This window comes from Erwinia aphidicola, assembly GCF_014773485.1.
Taxonomy (GTDB): domain Bacteria; phylum Pseudomonadota; class Gammaproteobacteria; order Enterobacterales; family Enterobacteriaceae; genus Erwinia; species Erwinia aphidicola.
On sequence record NZ_JACXBP010000018.1, the window covers coordinates 9,588 to 26,214 of the forward strand.

General features: G+C 50.3%; 34 protein-coding genes. All 34 read right to left on the minus strand.

What is annotated here, in order from left to right; genetic code table 11:
- Nucleotide 1 precedes the first annotated feature (1 nt).
- The gene (locus ID864_RS23355) at nucleotides 2-217 is read right to left on the minus strand and encodes an alternative ribosome-rescue factor A (protein ID WP_191150447.1); all 216 of its coding nucleotides are present in this window, start codon (nucleotides 215-217) and stop codon (nucleotides 2-4) included.
- 55 nt (nucleotides 218-272) lie between these two features.
- Nucleotides 273-704, minus strand: coding sequence for a Zn(2+)-responsive transcriptional regulator (gene zntR / locus ID864_RS23360; protein WP_191150445.1), 432 nt, complete (start codon nucleotides 702-704; stop codon nucleotides 273-275).
- Nucleotides 704-1,075, minus strand: coding sequence for a DnaJ family domain-containing protein (locus ID864_RS23365; RefSeq protein WP_191150446.1), 372 nt, complete (start codon nucleotides 1,073-1,075; stop codon nucleotides 704-706). Before ID864_RS23365 ends, zntR begins: the two co-directional genes overlap by 1 nt.
- Before the next feature lie 123 nt (nucleotides 1,076-1,198).
- The gene (gene rplQ, locus ID864_RS23370) at nucleotides 1,199-1,585 is read right to left on the minus strand and encodes a 50S ribosomal protein L17 (protein ID WP_004160560.1); all 387 of its coding nucleotides are present in this window, start codon (nucleotides 1,583-1,585) and stop codon (nucleotides 1,199-1,201) included.
- Nucleotides 1,586-1,625: 40 nt separating this feature from the next.
- On the minus strand, nucleotides 1,626-2,615 hold the full coding sequence (locus tag ID864_RS23375) for a DNA-directed RNA polymerase subunit alpha (protein ID WP_002919219.1): 990 nt from the start codon (nucleotides 2,613-2,615) through the stop codon (nucleotides 1,626-1,628).
- 25 nt (nucleotides 2,616-2,640) lie between these two features.
- Nucleotides 2,641-3,261: a 30S ribosomal protein S4 gene (rpsD, locus tag ID864_RS23380; protein ID WP_048917625.1), complete on the minus strand. Its 621-nt coding sequence runs from the start codon at nucleotides 3,259-3,261 to the stop codon at nucleotides 2,641-2,643.
- A gap of 33 nt (nucleotides 3,262-3,294) precedes the next feature.
- Complete coding sequence (rpsK, locus tag ID864_RS23385) at nucleotides 3,295-3,684, minus strand: 30S ribosomal protein S11 (protein ID WP_004160563.1); 390 nt, start codon at nucleotides 3,682-3,684, stop codon at nucleotides 3,295-3,297.
- Nucleotides 3,685-3,700: 16 nt separating this feature from the next.
- Entirely contained in the window at nucleotides 3,701-4,057 is a 357-nt protein-coding gene (gene rpsM / locus ID864_RS23390; RefSeq protein WP_048917626.1) for a 30S ribosomal protein S13, read from the minus strand.
- Nucleotides 4,058-4,203: 146 nt separating this feature from the next.
- Nucleotides 4,204-4,320 (minus strand): 50S ribosomal protein L36, encoded by a 117-nt coding sequence (gene rpmJ, locus ID864_RS23395; protein WP_020322760.1) that lies wholly within the window; start codon nucleotides 4,318-4,320, stop codon nucleotides 4,204-4,206.
- A 32-nt stretch (nucleotides 4,321-4,352) separates the two neighbouring features.
- On the minus strand, nucleotides 4,353-5,684 hold the full coding sequence (gene secY / locus ID864_RS23400) for a preprotein translocase subunit SecY (RefSeq protein WP_004160567.1): 1,332 nt from the start codon (nucleotides 5,682-5,684) through the stop codon (nucleotides 4,353-4,355).
- Nucleotides 5,685-5,691: 7 nt separating this feature from the next.
- Nucleotides 5,692-6,126 (minus strand): 50S ribosomal protein L15, encoded by a 435-nt coding sequence (rplO, locus tag ID864_RS23405; protein ID WP_048917627.1) that lies wholly within the window; start codon nucleotides 6,124-6,126, stop codon nucleotides 5,692-5,694.
- 3 nt (nucleotides 6,127-6,129) lie between these two features.
- Nucleotides 6,130-6,309, minus strand: a complete 180-nt coding sequence (gene rpmD / locus ID864_RS23410) for a 50S ribosomal protein L30 (protein ID WP_004160569.1) — start codon at nucleotides 6,307-6,309, stop codon at nucleotides 6,130-6,132.
- 5 nt (nucleotides 6,310-6,314) lie between these two features.
- Entirely contained in the window at nucleotides 6,315-6,815 is a 501-nt protein-coding gene (gene rpsE / locus ID864_RS23415) for a 30S ribosomal protein S5 (protein ID WP_048917628.1), read from the minus strand.
- A gap of 14 nt (nucleotides 6,816-6,829) precedes the next feature.
- A complete protein-coding gene (gene rplR / locus ID864_RS23420; RefSeq protein ID WP_004160572.1) occupies nucleotides 6,830-7,183 on the minus strand; it encodes a 50S ribosomal protein L18 in 354 nt (117 codons plus the stop codon).
- Between the two features lie 9 nt (nucleotides 7,184-7,192).
- Nucleotides 7,193-7,726 (minus strand): 50S ribosomal protein L6, encoded by a 534-nt coding sequence (rplF, locus tag ID864_RS23425; protein WP_048917629.1) that lies wholly within the window; start codon nucleotides 7,724-7,726, stop codon nucleotides 7,193-7,195.
- Nucleotides 7,727-7,738: 12 nt separating this feature from the next.
- Entirely contained in the window at nucleotides 7,739-8,131 is a 393-nt protein-coding gene (gene rpsH / locus ID864_RS23430; protein ID WP_048917630.1) for a 30S ribosomal protein S8, read from the minus strand.
- 30 nt (nucleotides 8,132-8,161) lie between these two features.
- Nucleotides 8,162-8,467, minus strand: a complete 306-nt coding sequence (rpsN, locus tag ID864_RS23435; RefSeq protein ID WP_048917631.1) for a 30S ribosomal protein S14 — start codon at nucleotides 8,465-8,467, stop codon at nucleotides 8,162-8,164.
- A 13-nt stretch (nucleotides 8,468-8,480) separates the two neighbouring features.
- The gene (gene rplE, locus ID864_RS23440; protein ID WP_013204126.1) at nucleotides 8,481-9,020 is read right to left on the minus strand and encodes a 50S ribosomal protein L5; all 540 of its coding nucleotides are present in this window, start codon (nucleotides 9,018-9,020) and stop codon (nucleotides 8,481-8,483) included.
- 14 nt (nucleotides 9,021-9,034) lie between these two features.
- Nucleotides 9,035-9,349 carry a 50S ribosomal protein L24 gene (rplX, locus tag ID864_RS23445; RefSeq protein WP_048917632.1) on the minus strand — a complete coding sequence of 105 codons (315 nt, stop codon included), beginning with the start codon at nucleotides 9,347-9,349 and terminating at the stop codon, nucleotides 9,035-9,037.
- 10 nt (nucleotides 9,350-9,359) lie between these two features.
- Nucleotides 9,360-9,731 carry a 50S ribosomal protein L14 gene (rplN, locus tag ID864_RS23450; RefSeq protein ID WP_048917633.1) on the minus strand — a complete coding sequence of 124 codons (372 nt, stop codon included), beginning with the start codon at nucleotides 9,729-9,731 and terminating at the stop codon, nucleotides 9,360-9,362.
- 167 nt (nucleotides 9,732-9,898) lie between these two features.
- Entirely contained in the window at nucleotides 9,899-10,153 is a 255-nt protein-coding gene (gene rpsQ, locus ID864_RS23455) for a 30S ribosomal protein S17 (RefSeq protein ID WP_048917634.1), read from the minus strand.
- Complete coding sequence (gene rpmC / locus ID864_RS23460) at nucleotides 10,153-10,344, minus strand: 50S ribosomal protein L29 (protein WP_048917635.1); 192 nt, start codon at nucleotides 10,342-10,344, stop codon at nucleotides 10,153-10,155. The genes rpsQ and rpmC overlap by 1 nt, the downstream gene beginning before the upstream one ends.
- Nucleotides 10,344-10,754, minus strand: a complete 411-nt coding sequence (rplP, locus tag ID864_RS23465; protein WP_002438716.1) for a 50S ribosomal protein L16 — start codon at nucleotides 10,752-10,754, stop codon at nucleotides 10,344-10,346. The genes rpmC and rplP overlap by 1 nt, the downstream gene beginning before the upstream one ends.
- A 12-nt stretch (nucleotides 10,755-10,766) precedes the next feature.
- Nucleotides 10,767-11,465, minus strand: coding sequence for a 30S ribosomal protein S3 (rpsC, locus tag ID864_RS23470; RefSeq protein WP_002919766.1), 699 nt, complete (start codon nucleotides 11,463-11,465; stop codon nucleotides 10,767-10,769).
- 17 nt (nucleotides 11,466-11,482) lie between these two features.
- Nucleotides 11,483-11,815: a 50S ribosomal protein L22 gene (rplV, locus tag ID864_RS23475; protein WP_000447532.1), complete on the minus strand. Its 333-nt coding sequence runs from the start codon at nucleotides 11,813-11,815 to the stop codon at nucleotides 11,483-11,485.
- Nucleotides 11,816-11,829: 14 nt separating this feature from the next.
- A complete protein-coding gene (rpsS, locus tag ID864_RS23480; protein WP_004160590.1) occupies nucleotides 11,830-12,108 on the minus strand; it encodes a 30S ribosomal protein S19 in 279 nt (92 codons plus the stop codon).
- A gap of 16 nt (nucleotides 12,109-12,124) precedes the next feature.
- Nucleotides 12,125-12,946: a 50S ribosomal protein L2 gene (gene rplB / locus ID864_RS23485; protein ID WP_048917636.1), complete on the minus strand. Its 822-nt coding sequence runs from the start codon at nucleotides 12,944-12,946 to the stop codon at nucleotides 12,125-12,127.
- Between the two features lie 17 nt (nucleotides 12,947-12,963).
- Nucleotides 12,964-13,266, minus strand: coding sequence for a 50S ribosomal protein L23 (gene rplW / locus ID864_RS23490; RefSeq protein ID WP_048917637.1), 303 nt, complete (start codon nucleotides 13,264-13,266; stop codon nucleotides 12,964-12,966).
- On the minus strand, nucleotides 13,263-13,868 hold the full coding sequence (gene rplD / locus ID864_RS23495; RefSeq protein WP_023656564.1) for a 50S ribosomal protein L4: 606 nt from the start codon (nucleotides 13,866-13,868) through the stop codon (nucleotides 13,263-13,265). Before rplD ends, rplW begins: the two co-directional genes overlap by 4 nt.
- Nucleotides 13,869-13,878: 10 nt before the next feature.
- A complete protein-coding gene (gene rplC, locus ID864_RS23500; RefSeq protein WP_048917638.1) occupies nucleotides 13,879-14,508 on the minus strand; it encodes a 50S ribosomal protein L3 in 630 nt (209 codons plus the stop codon).
- A 32-nt stretch (nucleotides 14,509-14,540) separates the two neighbouring features.
- Complete coding sequence (gene rpsJ, locus ID864_RS23505; protein WP_001181005.1) at nucleotides 14,541-14,852, minus strand: 30S ribosomal protein S10; 312 nt, start codon at nucleotides 14,850-14,852, stop codon at nucleotides 14,541-14,543.
- A 332-nt stretch (nucleotides 14,853-15,184) separates the two neighbouring features.
- Nucleotides 15,185-15,667, minus strand: coding sequence for a bacterioferritin (gene bfr / locus ID864_RS23510; RefSeq protein WP_048917639.1), 483 nt, complete (start codon nucleotides 15,665-15,667; stop codon nucleotides 15,185-15,187).
- Between the two features lie 86 nt (nucleotides 15,668-15,753).
- Nucleotides 15,754-15,948, minus strand: coding sequence for a bacterioferritin-associated ferredoxin (gene bfd, locus ID864_RS23515; RefSeq protein WP_048917640.1), 195 nt, complete (start codon nucleotides 15,946-15,948; stop codon nucleotides 15,754-15,756).
- 166 nt (nucleotides 15,949-16,114) lie between these two features.
- The coding region (locus ID864_RS23520; protein WP_263575968.1) for an EF-Tu C-terminal domain-related protein at nucleotides 16,115-16,627 on the minus strand (513 nt) is incomplete at its 5' end.

The window sequence follows — 16,627 nt, forward strand, 5'->3', positions numbered from 1 at the left end:
TTTATGCCTGAAAAGGCAGAAGGCCAGTGGTCAATACGCGGTTTGCGCACTGGCCACTGGCCTCACAGTTACCTTTCTTCGCATGTTTATCACGACGCCGGTAGCTGCCTTTACCTTTAGTGTTCGCCTCAACGCGCGGTTTAAACAGTGGGTCATGTAGCAGTGCTTCAAGGGCGTTATCACGGATGACGCCTTTTTTATGTTGGTAAACAGTCATGATATTTCCTGTGAGTAAATGACGCAGATGAATATAGGCCTGAGATTGGGATATTTCAATCGGCGGCATTAACATTTGATGTGGTTGCCCCCTTTTCAAGTGCTTCCAGGATCGAGCAATAGCGGCTGCTGTGCGCGGTGCCGCAGCAGGCATCATTCAGCCTTTTCAGTGAACGCTGCATATGCTGAAGCTCTGTTAACATGGCTTCAACTTCGGTGAGCCGCTTTTGCACGATGGTCTTAGATTCCTGACAGGTGTGATGTTCAGGATCGACGCGGATCGATAACAGTTCGCGGATCGCTTCCAGCGTAAAGCCCAGCTGACGTCCATAACGAATAAACTTCAGCCGCTGCAAATCAGTATCACTGTAGAGACGAAAGCCGCCTTCGGTGCGGATTTCATGATCCATCATGCGCTGCTTCTCATAAAAGCGAATGGTGTCTGGTGTCACATCTGCCAGTTTCGCCAGTTGTCCAATGCGGTACATTACTCCTCCTCGCTAAAATGCTGCTGTAACTGCCTGCCATAATGGCTATGCAGAAAATCGGTACTGATACCCGCCTGAATAAGTTTGATTTCCAGTAACTTCAGTCGTTTTGCCTGTGGCTGATAGCGCTCATCCTCAGGTGCGATGCCACGCAGCAGCTTATCCAGCTCAACGGCTTCCCGTCGCAGCTCCAGCTCCGGTGGCAGGTAGCCAGAATTTTTTAAGATACGATAGCTGGCGCGCAGTTCAGCAGGAACGTGGCTGTCGTCATCCAGCTGCAGCGGTTGGCCAGCCCCCGCAAGATTATCGAGATCGCCCTGACGCTGTGCGGCAAGGATATGTTTTTCAGCCAGCTGCTCGAGCAGTGTCATAGTCGCGGCCTCCAGTTCTCAGGAAGCGTTCAGCATAGCGTAACTGGTGAGGATATGAAGTAAGAGAGGAATTATGGACATAAAAAAACCCCGCAAGCGGGGTTTTTTCAATACTGCGGCAGATTACTCTGCTACAGCTTCTGCTTGAGCTTCTGGACGATCAACCAGCTCGATGTAAGCCATCGGAGCGTTGTCACCAGCGCGGAAGCCACACTTCAGAATGCGAGTGTAACCACCTGCACGGCTCGCGAAACGCGGACCGAGCTCATTAAACAGTTTTGCCACGATCTCGTTATCACGAGTACGGGCGAATGCCAGACGACGATTAGCTACGCTGTCGGTCTTGGCAAGAGTAATCAGCGGCTCAACTACGCGACGCAGCTCTTTCGCTTTTGGCAGGGTCGTCTTGATAATCTCGTGACGAACCAAAGAGCCAGCCATGTTGCGGAACATAGCCTGACGATGGCTGCTGTTGCGGTTCAGTTGACGACCACTCTTACGATGGCGCATGACCTTATCCTTCTCAGTGAAACCTTAACCTGTGATCGGGTTATTCATCAGCAATGCTAGCTGGCGGCCAGTTTTCCAGGCGCATGCCCAGAGACAGACCACGAGAAGCCAGCACATCTTTAATCTCAGTAAGAGATTTTTTACCAAGGTTAGGCGTTTTAAGCAGCTCAACCTCGGTACGCTGTACCAGATCACCGATGTAGTGGATAGCTTCTGCCTTAAGGCAGTTAGCAGAGCGGACAGTCAATTCCAGATCGTCAACAGGGCGCAGCAAGATCGGATCGAATTCTGGTTTCTCTTCTTTCACTTCCGGCTGACGTACATCACGTAAGTCGACGAAAGCTTCCAGTTGTTCTGCCAGGATGGTTGCCGCACGGCGGATCGCTTCTTCAGGATCAATAGTGCCGTTGGTTTCCATTTCGATGACCAGCTTGTCCAGGTCAGTACGCTGTTCTACACGCGCTGCTTCAACATTGTAGGCAATACGCTCTACAGGGCTGTAACAGGCGTCAACCAACAGACGACCGATCGGGCGCTCATCTTCTTCCGAATGAATTCGGGCAGAAGCCGGCACATAACCACGACCACGCTGAACTTTGATACGCATGCTAATAGCGGCGTTCTCATCGGTCAGGTGACAGATCACGTGCTGCGGCTTGACGATTTCGACATCACCATCATGGGTGATATCGGCTGCAGTCACAGGGCCAATGCCAGATTTATTCAGAGTAAGAATAACTTCATCTTTGCCCTGAACTCTTACCGCCAAACCTTTCAGGTTGAGCAGGATTTCCAGGATATCTTCCTGTACGCCCTCTTTGGTGCTGTACTCATGCAGTACACCATCAATTTCAACCTCGGTCACCGCGCAACCCGGCATTGATGAAAGCAGAATACGGCGCAGTGCGTTACCAAGAGTATGGCCAAAGCCACGCTCTAAAGGCTCAAGGGTCACCTTGGCGTGCGTCGAACTCACTTGCTCGATATCTACCAGGCGCGGTTTTAGAAACTCTGTCACAGAACCCTGCATTGTGTCCTCTCTTTGGTACTAAGCCTTACTTGGAGTAAAGCTCGACGATCAGGTGTTCGTTAATGTCCGCAGACAGATCGGTACGTTCAGGAATACGCTTGAACACACCCTCCATCTTAGTTGCATCAACTTCCAGCCAGGTTGGCTTTTCACGCTGTTCAGCCAGCTCCAGAGCGGCTTTCACGCGAGACTGCTTTTTGGCTTTCTCACGGATGCTAACAACGTCATTCGGAGTTACCTGATAAGAAGCGATGCTAACAACGCGGCCGTTTACCAAAATAGATTTGTGGCTAACCAGCTGACGTGCTTCTGCACGAGTGGCGCCAAAGCCCATACGGTAAACTACGTTGTCCAGACGACCTTCCAGCAGAGCTAACAGGTTTTCACCGGTGTTGCCTTTCAGACGAGCTGCTTCTTTATAATAGTTACGGAACTGACGCTCCAGCACGCCGTACATACGACGAACTTTCTGCTTTTCACGTAACTGCACGCCATAGTCAGACAGACGTGGCTTGCGCGCACCGTGCTGACCAGGAGCTTGTTCAATCTTACACTTGGTATCAATCGCGCGAACGCCAGACTTAAGGAACAGGTCTGTGCCTTCACGACGGCTCAGCTTGAGCTTAGGACCCAAATATCTTGCCATTTTCTTTCTCCAACATTCCTAAAAAACGGGGCGTTATACGCGACGTTTTTTCGGCGGACGACAACCGTTGTGAGGGATCGGAGTCACATCAGTAATATTAGTGATGCGGAAACCAGCAGCGTTCAGGGCACGAATAGTTGATTCGCGGCCTGGACCAGGACCCTTAACCATAACTTCCAGGTTCTTAATACCGTAATCTTTCACGGCCTCTGCGCAACGCTCTGCAGCAACCTGCGCAGCGAACGGCGTAGACTTACGAGAACCACGGAAACCGGAACCACCGGCTGTTGCCCAACCCAGCGCATTACCCTGACGATCGGTAATAGTTACGATGGTGTTGTTAAAAGACGCATGGACATGTGCCACGCCATCAGAGACTTGCTTTCTTACACGCTTGCGTGCACGAACTGGTGCCTTTGCCATTATTCAATCACCCCGATTATTTCTTGATCGGTTTACGCGGACCCTTACGGGTACGTGCGTTAGTCTTAGTACGCTGACCGCGCACTGGAAGACCACGACGATGACGCAAACCACGATAGCAACCAAGGTCCATAAGACGCTTGATGCTCAGGGTGACTTCACGACGCAGATCGCCTTCAACAACAAATTTCGCTACTGCATCACGCAGAATGTCGATTTGTTCTTCAGACAGCTCACTGATCTTAACATTTTCAGCGATTCCCGTAGATGCACAGATAGCCTGTGAACGGGTCTTGCCGATACCGAAAATTGCAGTTAATGCGATAACGGTATGTTTATGATCAGGAATGTTAATGCCTGCTATACGGGCCACTATGCACTCCTATTTAATTACTTATGCGTCCCATGCCGAAAAGCCCGTTTTCAGGATACTCAAATGGAAACGCATAGACATACAAAAGATTGGCTGGCTAATCTAGCCAGCTCAACCCGACTTTGCAAGAAAAATATGCGATTAAATCAGCCTTGGCGCTGTTTATGCTTAGGCTCGGCACTGCAAATCACACGCACGACGCCGTCGCGACGAACGATTTTGCAGTTACGACATAATTTCTTGACGGAAGCACGAACTTTCATTTTTACTCTCCGTAACTTCTCAAGCACCTGAATTAACGGCCGTAGCCCTTCAGATTTGCTTTCTTCAATGCAGACTCGTACTGACTAGACATCATCAGAGTTTGCACTTGAGCCATAAAGTCCATGATGACAACGACTACGATCAGCAGTGAAGTACCGCCGAAGTAGAATGGAACTTTCATCGCATCACGCATGAACTCCGGGATCAGGCAGATAAAGGTAATGTACAGCGCACCGATTAAGGTTAAGCGCGTCATCACTTTATCGATATACTTCGCCGTCTGTTCTCCCGGACGAATACCTGGTACAAATGCACCAGACTTCTTCAGGTTATCTGCTGTTTCTCTCGGGTTGAAAACCAACGCCGTATAGAAGAAACAGAAGAAGATGATTGCAGTCGCATAGAGTAGCACATAAAGCGGCTGACCTGGCTGTAATGACATCGAAATAGTTGTCAACCAGTTCCAACCGGTTCCGCCCCCGAACCATGACGCGATGGTTGCTGGGAACAGAATGATGCTGGAAGCAAAAATAGCTGGAATTACACCGGCCATATTCACTTTCAACGGTAAATGTGTGCTCTGCGCAGCATAGACACGACGGCCTTGCTGACGTTTCGCATAGTTCACCACAATGCGGCGTTGACCACGCTCAACGAAAACAACGAAGAAGGTCACTGCAAATACGAGAACTGCAACCAACAGCAACAGGAGGAAGTGCAGGTCGCCTTGCCGCGCTTGCTCGATGGTATGGCCAATGGCCGGCGGCAGACCCGCAACAATACCAGCGAAGATAATGATCGAGATACCGTTGCCGATACCTCGTTCAGTTATCTGCTCGCCCAGCCACATCAGGAACATTGTCCCGGTGACCAGACTGACAACAGCGGTAAAGTAGAAGGCAAAGCCTGGGTTTAACACCAGGCCCTGCATTCCTGGCATATTCGGCAGGCCGGTAGCAATACCGACCGCCTGGAATATACCTAATACCAGAGTACCGTAACGGGTGTACTGGCTTATCTTACGACGGCCAGCCTCCCCTTCTTTCTTGATTTCAGCCAACGCTGGATGAACCACCGTCAGCAGCTGGATAATAATAGAGGCCGAAATGTACGGCATAATACCCAGGGCAAAGATAGAAGCACGGCTCAGAGCACCACCAGAGAACATGTTAAACATTTCAATGATGGTGCCACGCTGTTGCTCAAGCAATTTGGCAAGTACAGTGGCATCGATACCAGGGATCGGAATAAAAGAGCCAATACGGAAGACAATCAGCGCACCAATTACAAACAGAAGTCTGCGTTTTAGTTCGCCAAATCCACCCTTGGCACTTTGAAAATCTAATCCCGGTTGCTTAGCCATCTGCTACTTATTCCTCAATTTTACCGCCAGCAGCTTCGATTGCAGCACGAGCGCCTTTAGTGACACGCAGACCGCGAATCGTTACCGGTGCAGAAACTTCGCCAGACAGGATCACTTTCGCGAACTCCATCTGAATACCGATAATGTTTGCTGCTTTCAGCGTGTTCAGGTCGACGATACCGCCTTCAACTTTCGCCAGGTCAGACAGACGAACTTCTGCAGTGACCATTGCTTTGCGAGAGGTGAAACCGAATTTCGGCAGACGACGATACAGAGGCATCTGGCCGCCTTCAAAACCACGACGTACGCCACCGCCAGAACGTGAGTTCTGACCTTTGTGACCACGACCACCGGTTTTGCCGAGGCCTGAACCGATACCACGGCCCAGACGTTTCGAAGCGTGCTTGGAGCCGTCGGCCGGAGACAGAGTATTTAAACGCATCTGTTACTCCTCCACTTTAACCATGTAGGAAATCGCGTTAACCATACCGCGTACAGCTGGCGTGTCTTCACGCTCTACGGTGTGGTTAATACGACGCAGACCCAGGCCAAGCAGCGTTGCCTTGTGTTTAGGCAAACGACCGATCGAACTGCGGGTTTGTGTAATCTTAATAGTCTTAGCCATGGTCATTACCCCAGAATGTCTTCAACGGATTTGCCACGCTTGGCAGCGACCATTTCTGGGGAATTCATGTTGGCCAGGCCATCCAGAGTTGCACGAACCACGTTGATCGGGTTAGTGGAACCGTAGGCTTTAGCCAAGACGTTATGAACCCCAGCGACTTCCAGTACGGCGCGCATTGCACCGCCGGCAATGATACCGGTACCTTCAGAAGCCGGCTGCATGAACACGCGAGAACCTGTGTGCACGCCTTTAACAGGGTGCTGCAGGGTGCCGCTGTTCAGCGCGACGTTAATCATATTGCGACGAGCTTTTTCCATCGCTTTCTGGATCGCTGCTGGAACTTCACGCGCTTTTCCGTAACCAAAACCGATGCGACCGTTACCGTCACCAACAACAGTCAGAGCTGTGAAGGAGAAAATACGACCACCTTTTACGGTTTTAGATACGCGATTTACCGCGATCAGCTTTTCCTGCAGTTCGCCAGCTTGTTTTTCGATGTGTGCCATCTTACACCTCTACCTTAGAACTGTAGGCCAGCTTCACGGGCAGCATCTGCCAGTGCCTGGACACGACCATGATATTGGAAACCAGAACGGTCGAAAGAAACACCAGTGATGCCTTTTTCGATTGCGCGTTCAGCAACTGCTTTACCAACAGCAGCGGCAGCGTCTTTGTTTCCTGTGTACTTCAGTTGCTCACTGATAGCTTTTTCTACAGTAGAAGCAGCGACCAGGACTTCAGAACCGTTGGGTGCGATTACCTGTGCGTAAATATGACGCGGGGTACGATGTACCACCAGGCGAGTAGCACCCAGCTCTTTGAGCTTGCGACGTGCGCGGGTCGCACGACGGATACGAGCAGATTTCTTATCCATAGTGTTACCTTACTTCTTCTTAGCCTCTTTGGTACGCACGACTTCGTCGGCGTAACGAACACCCTTGCCTTTATAAGGCTCAGGACGACGGTAGGCGCGGAGATCGGCTGCAACCTGACCAATCAGCTGTTTATCAGCGCCTTTCAGCACGATTTCAGTCTGAGTTGGACATTCAGCAGTGATTCCCGCTGGCAGCGCGTGGTCAACCGGGTGAGAGAAGCCCAGGGCTAAGCTCACAGAGTTGCCTTTAACGGCTGCACGATAACCTACACCAACCAGCTGCAGCTTCTTAGTGAAGCCTTCGGTAACACCGATAACCATAGCGTTCAACAGTGCACGAGAAGTACCTGCCTGCGCCCAACCATCCACAAAACCTTCGCGCGGAGCGAAAGTCAGGGTGTTGTCAGCATGCTTAACTTCTACAGCTTTGTTGAGCGTACGAGTCAGCTCGCCGTTTTTACCTTTAATCGAAATAACCTGACCGTCGAGTTTTACCTCTACGCCGGCAGGAATCGCGACTGGTGCTTTAGCAACACGAGACATTTATTCCTCCGATTAAGCTACGTAGCAGATAATTTCGCCGCCAAGACCAGCCTGGCGTGCGGCACGATCGGTCATAACACCTTTAGAGGTAGAGATAACAGCGATACCCAGTCCAGCCATAACTTTTGGCAGTTCGTCTTTGCGTTTGTAGATACGCAGACCTGGACGGCTTACACGCTGAATGCTCTCTACCACTGCCTTGCCCTGGAAATACTTAAGAGTCAGTTCCAGTTCAGGCTTGGTGTCGCCTTCGACTTTAAATTCTTCAATATAGCCTTCTTCCTTCAGCACGTTGGCAATAGCCAATTTCAGCTTGGAGGAAGGCATGGTGACCGCAACTTTGTTCGCGGCTTGACCGTTACGGATACGGGTCAGCATATCCGCGATCGGATCTTGCATGCTCATCTGTCTTTACTCCCGTGATTCAATTGGTAATTACCAGCTAGCCTTTTTCAAGCCAGGTACTTCACCGCGCATGGCGGCTTCACGCAACTTGATACGGCTCAGACCGAATTTGCCCACATAACCATGTGGACGGCCAGTTTGACGGCAGCGCTTACGCTGACGAGACGGGCTGGAATCACGCGGCAGAGTTTGCAGCTTGAGAACAGCATTCCAACGTTCTTCGTCGGATGAGTTCACACTAGAAATGATAGCTTTCAGTTCCTCGCGTTTAGCGCGGTACTTGTCAGCCAGTTTCACGCGAACGACTTCGCGTGCTTTCATCGATTGCTTAGCCATCAGTAACCCTGCCTTACTTGCGGAACGGGAAGTTAAAAGCAGCCAAAAGTGCGCGGCCTTCATCATCAGATTTCGCAGTAGTGGTAATGGTGATATCCAAACCACGAACGCGGTCGACTTTGTCATAGTCGATCTCTGGGAAGATGATCTGCTCACGAACGCCCATGCTGTAGTTACCACGGCCATCGAATGACTTAGCGGACAAGCCACGGAAGTCACGGATACGTGGAACAGCAATAGAAATCAGACGCTCAAAGAACTCCCACATGCGTTCGCCACGCAGAGTTACTTTACAGCCGATCGGATAGCCCTGACGGATTTTGAAGCCTGCAACTGACTTGCGTGCTTTGGTGATAAACGGCTTTTGACCGGAGATTGCTGCTAAGTCAGCTGCTGCGTTGTCCAGCAGTTTCTTGTCAGCGATCGCTTCACCCACACCCATATTCAGGGTGATCTTCTCGACCCGAGGGACTTGCATGACAGAATTGTAGCTAAACTCAGTCATGAGTTGTTTAACTACTTCGTCTTTGTAGTAATCATGCAGTTTCGCCATCGTACTACTCCAAATTACTTGATAGTTTCGCTGTTAGACTTGAAGAAACGGACTTTTTTGCCGTCTTCGAATCTAAAGCCTACACGGTCAGCCTTACCGGTTGCCGAGTTGAAGAGCGCAACGTTAGAAACCTGAATAGCAGCTTCTTTTTCAACGATGCCACCTGGTTGGTTCAGAGCCGGAACCGGCTTTGAGTGCTTCTTAACCAGGTTGATACCTTCAACAATCAGTTTGCCTGAAGACAGAACATTTTTTACTTTACCGCGCTTACCTTTATCTTTGCCGGTCAGCACGATAACTTCGTCATCGCGACGGATTTTAGCTGCCATTTTTCGCTCCTTAGAGTACTTCTGGTGCCAGAGAGATAATTTTCATGAACTTTTCAGTACGAAGCTCACGAGTTACCGGCCCAAAAATACGCGTTCCGATAGGCTGCTCAGTGTTATTGTTTAAAATAACGCATGCATTACCATCGAAGCGAATGACAGAACCGTCCGGGCGACGAACACCCTTCCTGGTGCGCACCACTACCGCTTTCAGCACATCACCCTTCTTAACCTTACCGCGAGGAATTGCTTCCTTGATGGTAATTTTGATGATGTCGCCTACGCCTGCGTAGCGACGGTGCGAGCCACCCAGAACCTTGATACACATTACGCGACGTGCACCGGAGTTGTCGGCGACGGTCAGCATAGTCTGTTCTTGGATCATTTTAGTGCTCCGCTAATGTCAACTACTACTTCGGGACCTGATTCAGGTCGTATAAAAGCCCCATTATTGAGGGCGCAGCATTATAACACTGCTTCCTGAATATGGGTAGAAAAAATAAACGGCTCTTGCGAGCCGTTTATCTTATTTTTTAGAGACGGCAGATTCTATTACAGAATCGCTTTCTCTACAACGCGAACCAGCGTCCAGGACTTAGTCTTGGACAGTGGACGGCATTCGCGGATTTCTACCACGTCGCCGATACCACATTCGTTGTTCTCGTCATGTACGTGCAGTTTGGTCGTACGTTTGATGAATTTCCCGTAGATCGGGTGCTTCACAACACGTTCGATTGCCACAACAATGGATTTCTCCATTTTGTCGCTCAGAACACGACCTTGCAGAGTACGGATTTTATCGGTCATTACGCACCCGCCTTCTCAGTCAGTAAAGTCTTAACGCGTGCAACATCACGACGAACATTCTTCAAGACGTGAGTCTGTTGAAGTTGGCCGGATGCTGCCTGCATGCGCAGATTGAACTGCTCACGCAGCAGGTTAAGAAGCTCAGTGTTCAGCTCTTCAACGCTTTTTTCACGCAGCTCTGTTGCTTTCATTACATCACCGTCTTAGTTACAAAGGTGGTTTTGATAGGCAGTTTTGCTGCTGCCAGCTTGAATGCTTCACGGGCCAGCTCTTCCGGTACGCCGTCCATTTCATACAGGACTTTACCAGGCTGGATCAAGGCAACCCAATACTCTACGTTACCTTTACCTTTACCCATACGCACTTCCAGCGGCTTCTCGGTAATTGGTTTGTCCGGGAATACACGGATCCAAATTTTACCTTGACGCTTAACTGCACGGGTCATAGCACGACGTGCTGCTTCGATCTGACGAGCAGTCAGACGACCACGGCCAACAGCTTTCAGACCGAAAGTACCGAAGCTAACATCCGTACCCTGCGCCAGACCACGGTTGCGGCCTTTATGCACTTTACGGAATTTTGTACGCTTTGGTTGTAACATCAGCGACTCTCCTTACTTACGGCCTTTACGCTGCTGCTTTTTAGGTTGAGCAGCCGGTTCCGGTTGTTCAACAGCAGCCATACCACCCAGGATCTCACCTTTGAAGATCCATACCTTAACGCCGATTACACCATAAGTGGTGTGCGCTTCAGAGGTGTTGTAGTCAATGTCTGCACGCAGAGTGTGCAGCGGCACGCGGCCTTCACGGTACCATTCGGTACGCGCGATTTCTGCACCGCCCAGGCGGCCACTAACTTCAACTTTGATCCCTTTAGCGCCCAGACGCATTGCGTTCTGTACAGCACGCTTCATAGCACGACGGAACATCACACGACGCTCCAGCTGTGAAGTGATGCTGTCAGCAACCAATTTAGCGTCCAGTTCCGGTTTACGGACTTCGGCGATATTGATCTGTGCAGGAACGCCAGCGATATCCGCTACGACCTTGCGCAGTTTTTCTACATCTTCACCTTTCTTACCGATAACGATGCCAGGACGAGCGGTGTGAATAGTCACACGGATGCTCTTAGCTGGGCGCTCGATAACGATACGAGAGACGGATGCTTTAGCCAGTTCTTTAGTCAGGAACTGACGAACTTTAAAGTCGCTGTCCAGGTTGTCAGCGAATTCTTTGGTATTTGCGAACCAGGTAGAGTTCCAGGGTTTAACAATACCCAGGCGAATACCATTAGGATGTACTTTCTGACCCATTGCTAGTCTCCAGAGTCTCAGCGATCGGACACAACCACAGTAATGTGGCTGGTGCGCTTCAGGATGCGATCTGCACGACCTTTTGCACGCGGCATAATGCGCTTCATGCTTGGGCCTTCGTCTACGAAGATTTTCGTGACTTTCAGATCATCAATGTCAGCGCCATCGTTGTGTTCGGCGTTAGCAATGGCAGATTCCAGGACTTTCTTGACCAGTACAGCCGCTTTCTTATTGGTGTAGGTCAGAATGTCCAGAGCCTGCGACACTTTCTTACCGCGTACAAGATCCGCTACCAGGCGAACCTTCTGTGCAGAAGAACGAGCGTGGCGATGTTTAGCGATAGTTTCCATCTCTTCCTCCTGCCTTAGCGTTTCTTGGCTTTTTTATCAGCCGCGTGGCCGCGATAAGTACGAGTCGGTGCAAATTCACCCAGTTTGTGACCGACCATTTCGTCGGAAACAAAGACAGGAACGTGCTGACGACCATTATGGACAGCGATGGTCAAACCGATCATGTTAGGGAAGATCGTTGAACGACGGGACCAGGTGCGCAGTGGCTTCTTGTCTCCGCTTTCCAAAGCTTTCTCTACCTTCTTCAGCAAGTGCAGGTCAATAAAAGGACCTTTCTTGAGAGAACGTGGCATGGCTTATCCTCTAAAATTATTTGCTACGGCGACGTACGATAAACTTATCGGTACGCTTGTTGCTACGGGTCTTCTTACCTTTGGTCTGCAGGCCCCATGGGGACACTGGATGCTTACCAAAGTTACGACCTTCACCACCACCGTGCGGGTGATCGACTGGGTTCATCGCAGTACCGCGAACGGTAGGACGAACACCACGCCAACGAGCTGCACCGGCTTTACCCAGAACGCGAAGCATGTGCTCAGCGTTACCGACTTCGCCCAGGGTCGCGCGGCAGTCAATTTCGACTTTACGCATTTCACCAGAACGCAGACGCAGGGTAACGTAAGAACCATCACGCGCAACGATCTGCACGTAAGTACCAGCTGAGCGAGCAATCTGACCGCCTTTGCCTGGTTTCATTTCTACGTTATGCACGGTAGAACCCACTGGGATGTTACGCATTGGCAGGGTGTTACCCGCTTTAATCGCAGCATCAACGCCAGATTGAATCTGGTCGCCAGCTTTCAGGCCTTTAGGGGCCAGGATGTAACGGCGTTCGCCGTCTTTGTACAGAACCAGTGCGATGTTCGCAGAGCGGTTCGGATCGTACTCAAGACGTTCAACGGTCGCTGGGATACCATCTTTGTTGCGTTTGAAGTCAACAATACGGTAAGCCTGCTTGTGACCACCACCGATATGACGGGTAGTGATGCGACCATTGTTGTTACGGCCACCGGATTTGCTGTTTTTCTCAACCAGCGGGGCAAATGGTTTGCCCTTGTGCAGCTCCGCGTTTACCACTTTAACTACATGGCGACGACCCGGAGATGTCGGTTTACATTTAACAATTGCCATTGTTCTTCTCCTCCGACTTACTCAGCGCCGCCTGCGAAGTCCAGATTCTGGCCTTCTTTCAGGGTGACGTAAGCTTTTTTCCAGTCGCTACGACGACCAATACGCTGTCCAGAACGCTTAGTTTTGCCTTTAACCAGCAAAGTGTTCACGACTTCAACTTCTACTTCGAAAAGTTTCTGTACAGCGGCTTTGATTTCTGCTTTGGTCGCGTCAGTCGCAACTTTGAGAACGATGGTGTTAGTTTTTTCCATCGCAGCAGATGCTTTTTCAGATACGTGCGGCGCGCGCAGTACTTTCAGCAGACGTTCTTCACGGATCATGCCAGCATCTCCTCAACTTGCTTAACTGCATCAGCAGTCATAACGACTTTGTCGAAGGCGATCAGGCTAACTGGGTCGATACCCGCTGCATCACGTACGTCAACCTTGTACAGGTTGCGAGCGGCCAGGAACAGGTTCTCTTCCAGTTCGCCAGTGATGATCAGCACGTCTTCCAGAGCCATGTCTTTCAGTTTTTCTACCAGCAGCTTCGTTTTAGGAGCTTCCAGAGAGAACTGCTCGACAACGATCAGACGATCTTGACGTACCAGTTCGGACAGGATGCTTTTCAGCGCGCCGCGGTACATCTTTTTGTTAACTTTTTGACTGTGGTCCTGTGGCTTCGCAGCGAAGGTCACACCACCTGAACGCCAGATTGGGCTCTTTACAGAACCTGCACGCGCACGGCCGGTGCCTTTCTGGCGCCATGGCTTTTTGCCTGAACCAGTTACTTCAGCACGAGTCTTCTGAGCACGAGTACCCTGACGAGCACCTGCTGCATAAGCAACAACAACCTGGTGTACCAGCGCTTCGTTGAAATCACGACCGAAGGTAGTTTCGGAAACAGTCAGCGCGCTTTGCGCGTCTTTCAATACTAATTCCATTGCTATCCCCTTACGCCTTCACAGCTGGTTTAACGATAAGGTCGCAACCGGTAGCACCGGGTACTGCACCTTTAACCAGCAGCAGGTTGCGCTCAGCGTCAACACGTACAACGTCCAGACTCTGAACAGTTACACGCTCGTTGCCCATCTGGCCTGCCATTTTCTTGCCTTTGAACACTTTGCCCGGAGTCTGGTTCTGACCGATAGAACCCGGTACGCGGTGTGACAAGGAGTTACCGTGAGTAGCATCCTGAGTACGGAAGTTCCAGCGCTTTACAGTACCGGCAAAACCTTTACCTTTAGATGTTCCAGTCACGTCAACTTTTTTCACGTCAGCGAAAATGTCAACATTAATGCTCTGACCTACAGTGAACTCTGCGCCTTCAACGGTGCGGAATTCCCACAGACCACGGCCAGCTTCAACGCCAGCTTTAGCAAAATGACCTGCTTCAGGCTTAGTTACACGGTTTGCTTTTTTAGCACCGGTAGTTACCTGGATAGCAGTGTAACCGTCGTTTTCCAGGCCTTTGACCTGAGTAACGCGGTTTGCTTCAATTTCGATCACGGTTACAGGGATAGAAACGCCATCTTCTGTGAAGATACGGGTCATACCCACTTTTTTACCGACTAAACCAATCATTGTTTCAACCTCTCAATCGCTCAATGACCTGATTAACCCAGGCTGATCTGCACGTCAACACCTGCAGCCAGATCCAGACGCATCAGAGCATCAACCGTTTTTTCGGTTGGCTCAACGATGTCAACCAGACGCTTGTGAGTGCGAATCTCATACTGATCGCGCGCGTCTTTGTTGACGTGCGGGGAGATCAGAACGGTAAAGCGCTCTTTGCGGGTCGGCAGCGGGATAGGACCACGTACCTGCGCACCAGTGCGCTTGGCAGTCTCTACGATTTCCGCAGTTGATTGATCGATCAGACGATGATCAAACGCTTTAAGACGGATACGGATTCTTTGGTTCTGCATGAGACCAGAGCTCCAATTATTTATAAACGAAAAGAATTACTACTCGCATCCATTACGATTGATGGAGGAGTGTAATCGTTGAGCACATAACCCGCATATCGCGAGTATTGTTGGCGAGCACTTTCGCACTTGCCTGCGACTCATATTGAATCGCGCCTGACCATATTGGCAGGCCCGCGTATTATACGTACATCGGGGGGGAAAGCAACAGCGTTGTCGCTTTTGTTAGCGGAAGGAGAAAACGGGAGAAGAGATCGCAACCACCCTGCCCTGCCAGTCCAGGTGCTTTATGGCCAGGGTGACTGCGTGGCACTGCTTAAAATAACCACAAATTACGCCTGCGCCTGCTCTTTGAGCTGGCTTTGCAGATAGTTCTGGATGCCCAGCTTTTTCACCAGCTCTAATTCAGTTTCTAACCAGTCGATGTGGTGTTCTTCATCGGCAAGAATTTCAATCATCATATCGCGGCTAACATAGTCGTGGACTTTATCGGCGTAAGCGATAGCTTCACGCAGATCCTTTGCCCCTTCCAGTTCCAGCGCGAGGTCGGATGCCAGCATCTCTTCGACATCCTCTCCAATACGTAACCGTCCCAGATCCTGAAGGTTCGGTAGCCCTTCGAGAAACAGAATGCGCTCAATGTACTTATCAGCGTGCTTCATCTCATCAATGGACTCGTGGTATTCCACATTGTTCAGCCGCTGCAGGCCCCAGTTTTTAAACATGCGTGCATGCAGGAAATACTGATTGATGGCCACCAGTTCATTACCGAGCAGTTTGTTGAGATGAGTTATGATCTTACTATCGCCCTTCATGTTGTATCCTCCGCTTCCAGGTTATAAAAGCGTAAGGTTAGTAAGGGCATTAGTCAAAAAAGTGGCGAAGAAATAAGCATTAAATGTCAGGCTATTTCTTTATACTGCGGCACGTGCTGCAATTCGCTTTCCATAATCTCGCGCGCGGCACGAATACACTTCCCGCACTGTTTGCCGACTGGTACCAGCTGGCGTAGCTGCTGAAGAGATTTGGGCTGATAGCGACGGACGACTTCGCGCAGAGTTTTATCACTGACTGCATTACACAAACAAACGTACATACACCAACCTCAGAACATTTTCCGACCAATAGTGTAAATACGAATCGTTATTATTACAATGGTTATTAGCTCACCACGCCCACTCTTCACCCATAAAAAAAGAGCGCCGAAGCGCTCTTTTCTCTTGCTCTGGCAGAGCGAACTCCGCCAGTTCAAATCATCACAATTAAGCGATAACTTTAGCAACAACACCAGCACCAACGGTACGGCCGCCTTCGCGAATTGCGAAACGCAGACCGTCGTCCATTGCGATTGGTTTGATCAGTTCAACAACCAGTTTGATGTTGTCGCCTGGCATTACCATCTCAACGCCTTCTGGCAGTTCGATGGTACCGGTCACGTCAGTTGTACGGAAGTAGAACTGTGGACGGTAACCTTTGAAGAATGGGCTATGACGGCCGCCTTCTTCTTTAGACAGAATATAAACTTCTGACTCGAACTTGGTGTGTGGCTTGATTGAGCCTGGCTTAGCCAGAACCTGGCCGCGCTCAACGTCTTCACGCTTAATACCGCGCAGCAGGATACCACAGTTCTCGCCTGCACGACCTTCGTCCAGCAGCTTACGGAACATTTCAACGCCGGTACAGGTAGATTTCACGGTGTCTTTCAGACCCACGATCTCAACTTCTTCACCCACTTTAACGATACCGCGCTCTACACGACCGGTCACAACAGTACC

What these genes read in the sequence shown, in the direction of transcription:
- rpmJ (WP_020322760.1), bottom strand. Translation starts at nt 4,320, where the DNA reads ATGAAAGTTCGTGCTTCCGTCAAGAAATTATGTCGTAACTGCAAAATC.
- rpsS (WP_004160590.1), bottom strand. Translation starts at nt 12,108, where the DNA reads ATGCCACGTTCTCTCAAGAAAGGTCCTTTTATTGACCTGCACTTGCTG.
- rplD (WP_023656564.1), bottom strand. Translation starts at nt 13,868, where the DNA reads ATGGAATTAGTATTGAAAGACGCGCAAAGCGCGCTGACTGTTTCCGAA.
- rpsC (WP_002919766.1), bottom strand. Translation starts at nt 11,465, where the DNA reads ATGGGTCAGAAAGTACATCCTAATGGTATTCGCCTGGGTATTGTTAAA.
- rpsJ (WP_001181005.1), bottom strand. Translation starts at nt 14,852, where the DNA reads ATGCAGAACCAAAGAATCCGTATCCGTCTTAAAGCGTTTGATCATCGT.
- rplQ (WP_004160560.1), bottom strand. Translation starts at nt 1,585, where the DNA reads ATGCGCCATCGTAAGAGTGGTCGTCAACTGAACCGCAACAGCAGCCAT.
- rplV (WP_000447532.1), bottom strand. Translation starts at nt 11,815, where the DNA reads ATGGAAACTATCGCTAAACATCGCCACGCTCGTTCTTCTGCACAGAAG.
- rplP (WP_002438716.1), bottom strand. Translation starts at nt 10,754, where the DNA reads ATGTTACAACCAAAGCGTACAAAATTCCGTAAAGTGCATAAAGGCCGC.
- rplX (WP_048917632.1), bottom strand. Translation starts at nt 9,349, where the DNA reads ATGGCAGCTAAAATCCGTCGCGATGACGAAGTTATCGTGCTGACCGGC.
- secY (WP_004160567.1), bottom strand. Translation starts at nt 5,684, where the DNA reads ATGGCTAAGCAACCGGGATTAGATTTTCAAAGTGCCAAGGGTGGATTT.
- bfd (WP_048917640.1), bottom strand. Translation starts at nt 15,948, where the DNA reads ATGTACGTTTGTTTGTGTAATGCAGTCAGTGATAAAACTCTGCGCGAA.
- rplF (WP_048917629.1), bottom strand. Translation starts at nt 7,726, where the DNA reads ATGTCTCGTGTTGCTAAAGCACCAGTCGCGATTCCTGCCGGCGTAGAG.
- rpsK (WP_004160563.1), bottom strand. Translation starts at nt 3,684, where the DNA reads ATGGCAAAGGCACCAGTTCGTGCACGCAAGCGTGTAAGAAAGCAAGTC.
- zntR (WP_191150445.1), bottom strand. Translation starts at nt 704, where the DNA reads ATGTACCGCATTGGACAACTGGCGAAACTGGCAGATGTGACACCAGAC.
- rpsQ (WP_048917634.1), bottom strand. Translation starts at nt 10,153, where the DNA reads ATGACCGATAAAATCCGTACTCTGCAAGGTCGTGTTCTGAGCGACAAA.
- bfr (WP_048917639.1), bottom strand. Translation starts at nt 15,667, where the DNA reads ATGAAGGGCGATAGTAAGATCATAACTCATCTCAACAAACTGCTCGGT.
- rplW (WP_048917637.1), bottom strand. Translation starts at nt 13,266, where the DNA reads ATGATCCGTGAAGAACGTCTGCTGAAAGTACTGCGCGCGCCGCACGTA.
- ID864_RS23355 (WP_191150447.1), bottom strand. Translation starts at nt 217, where the DNA reads ATGACTGTTTACCAACATAAAAAAGGCGTCATCCGTGATAACGCCCTT.
- rpmD (WP_004160569.1), bottom strand. Translation starts at nt 6,309, where the DNA reads ATGGCTAAGACTATTAAGATTACACAAACCCGCAGTTCGATCGGTCGT.
- ID864_RS23375 (WP_002919219.1), bottom strand. Translation starts at nt 2,615, where the DNA reads ATGCAGGGTTCTGTGACAGAGTTTCTAAAACCGCGCCTGGTAGATATC.
- rplO (WP_048917627.1), bottom strand. Translation starts at nt 6,126, where the DNA reads ATGCGTTTAAATACTCTGTCTCCGGCCGACGGCTCCAAGCACGCTTCG.
- rplN (WP_048917633.1), bottom strand. Translation starts at nt 9,731, where the DNA reads ATGATCCAAGAACAGACTATGCTGACCGTCGCCGACAACTCCGGTGCA.
- rpsE (WP_048917628.1), bottom strand. Translation starts at nt 6,815, where the DNA reads ATGGCACACATCGAAAAACAAGCTGGCGAACTGCAGGAAAAGCTGATC.
- rpmC (WP_048917635.1), bottom strand. Translation starts at nt 10,344, where the DNA reads ATGAAAGCAACAGAGCTGCGTGAAAAAAGCGTTGAAGAGCTGAACACT.
- rplB (WP_048917636.1), bottom strand. Translation starts at nt 12,946, where the DNA reads ATGGCAATTGTTAAATGTAAACCGACATCTCCGGGTCGTCGCCATGTA.
- ID864_RS23365 (WP_191150446.1), bottom strand. Translation starts at nt 1,075, where the DNA reads ATGACACTGCTCGAGCAGCTGGCTGAAAAACATATCCTTGCCGCACAG.
- rpsN (WP_048917631.1), bottom strand. Translation starts at nt 8,467, where the DNA reads ATGGCTAAGCAATCGATGAAAGCACGCGAAGTCGTTCGCGTGAAACTG.
- rplC (WP_048917638.1), bottom strand. Translation starts at nt 14,508, where the DNA reads ATGATTGGTTTAGTCGGTAAAAAAGTGGGTATGACCCGTATCTTCACA.
- rplE (WP_013204126.1), bottom strand. Translation starts at nt 9,020, where the DNA reads ATGGCGAAACTGCATGATTACTACAAAGACGAAGTAGTTAAACAACTC.
- rpsH (WP_048917630.1), bottom strand. Translation starts at nt 8,131, where the DNA reads ATGAGCATGCAAGATCCGATCGCGGATATGCTGACCCGTATCCGTAAC.
- rplR (WP_004160572.1), bottom strand. Translation starts at nt 7,183, where the DNA reads ATGGATAAGAAATCTGCTCGTATCCGTCGTGCGACCCGCGCACGTCGC.
- rpsD (WP_048917625.1), bottom strand. Translation starts at nt 3,261, where the DNA reads ATGGCAAGATATTTGGGTCCTAAGCTCAAGCTGAGCCGTCGTGAAGGC.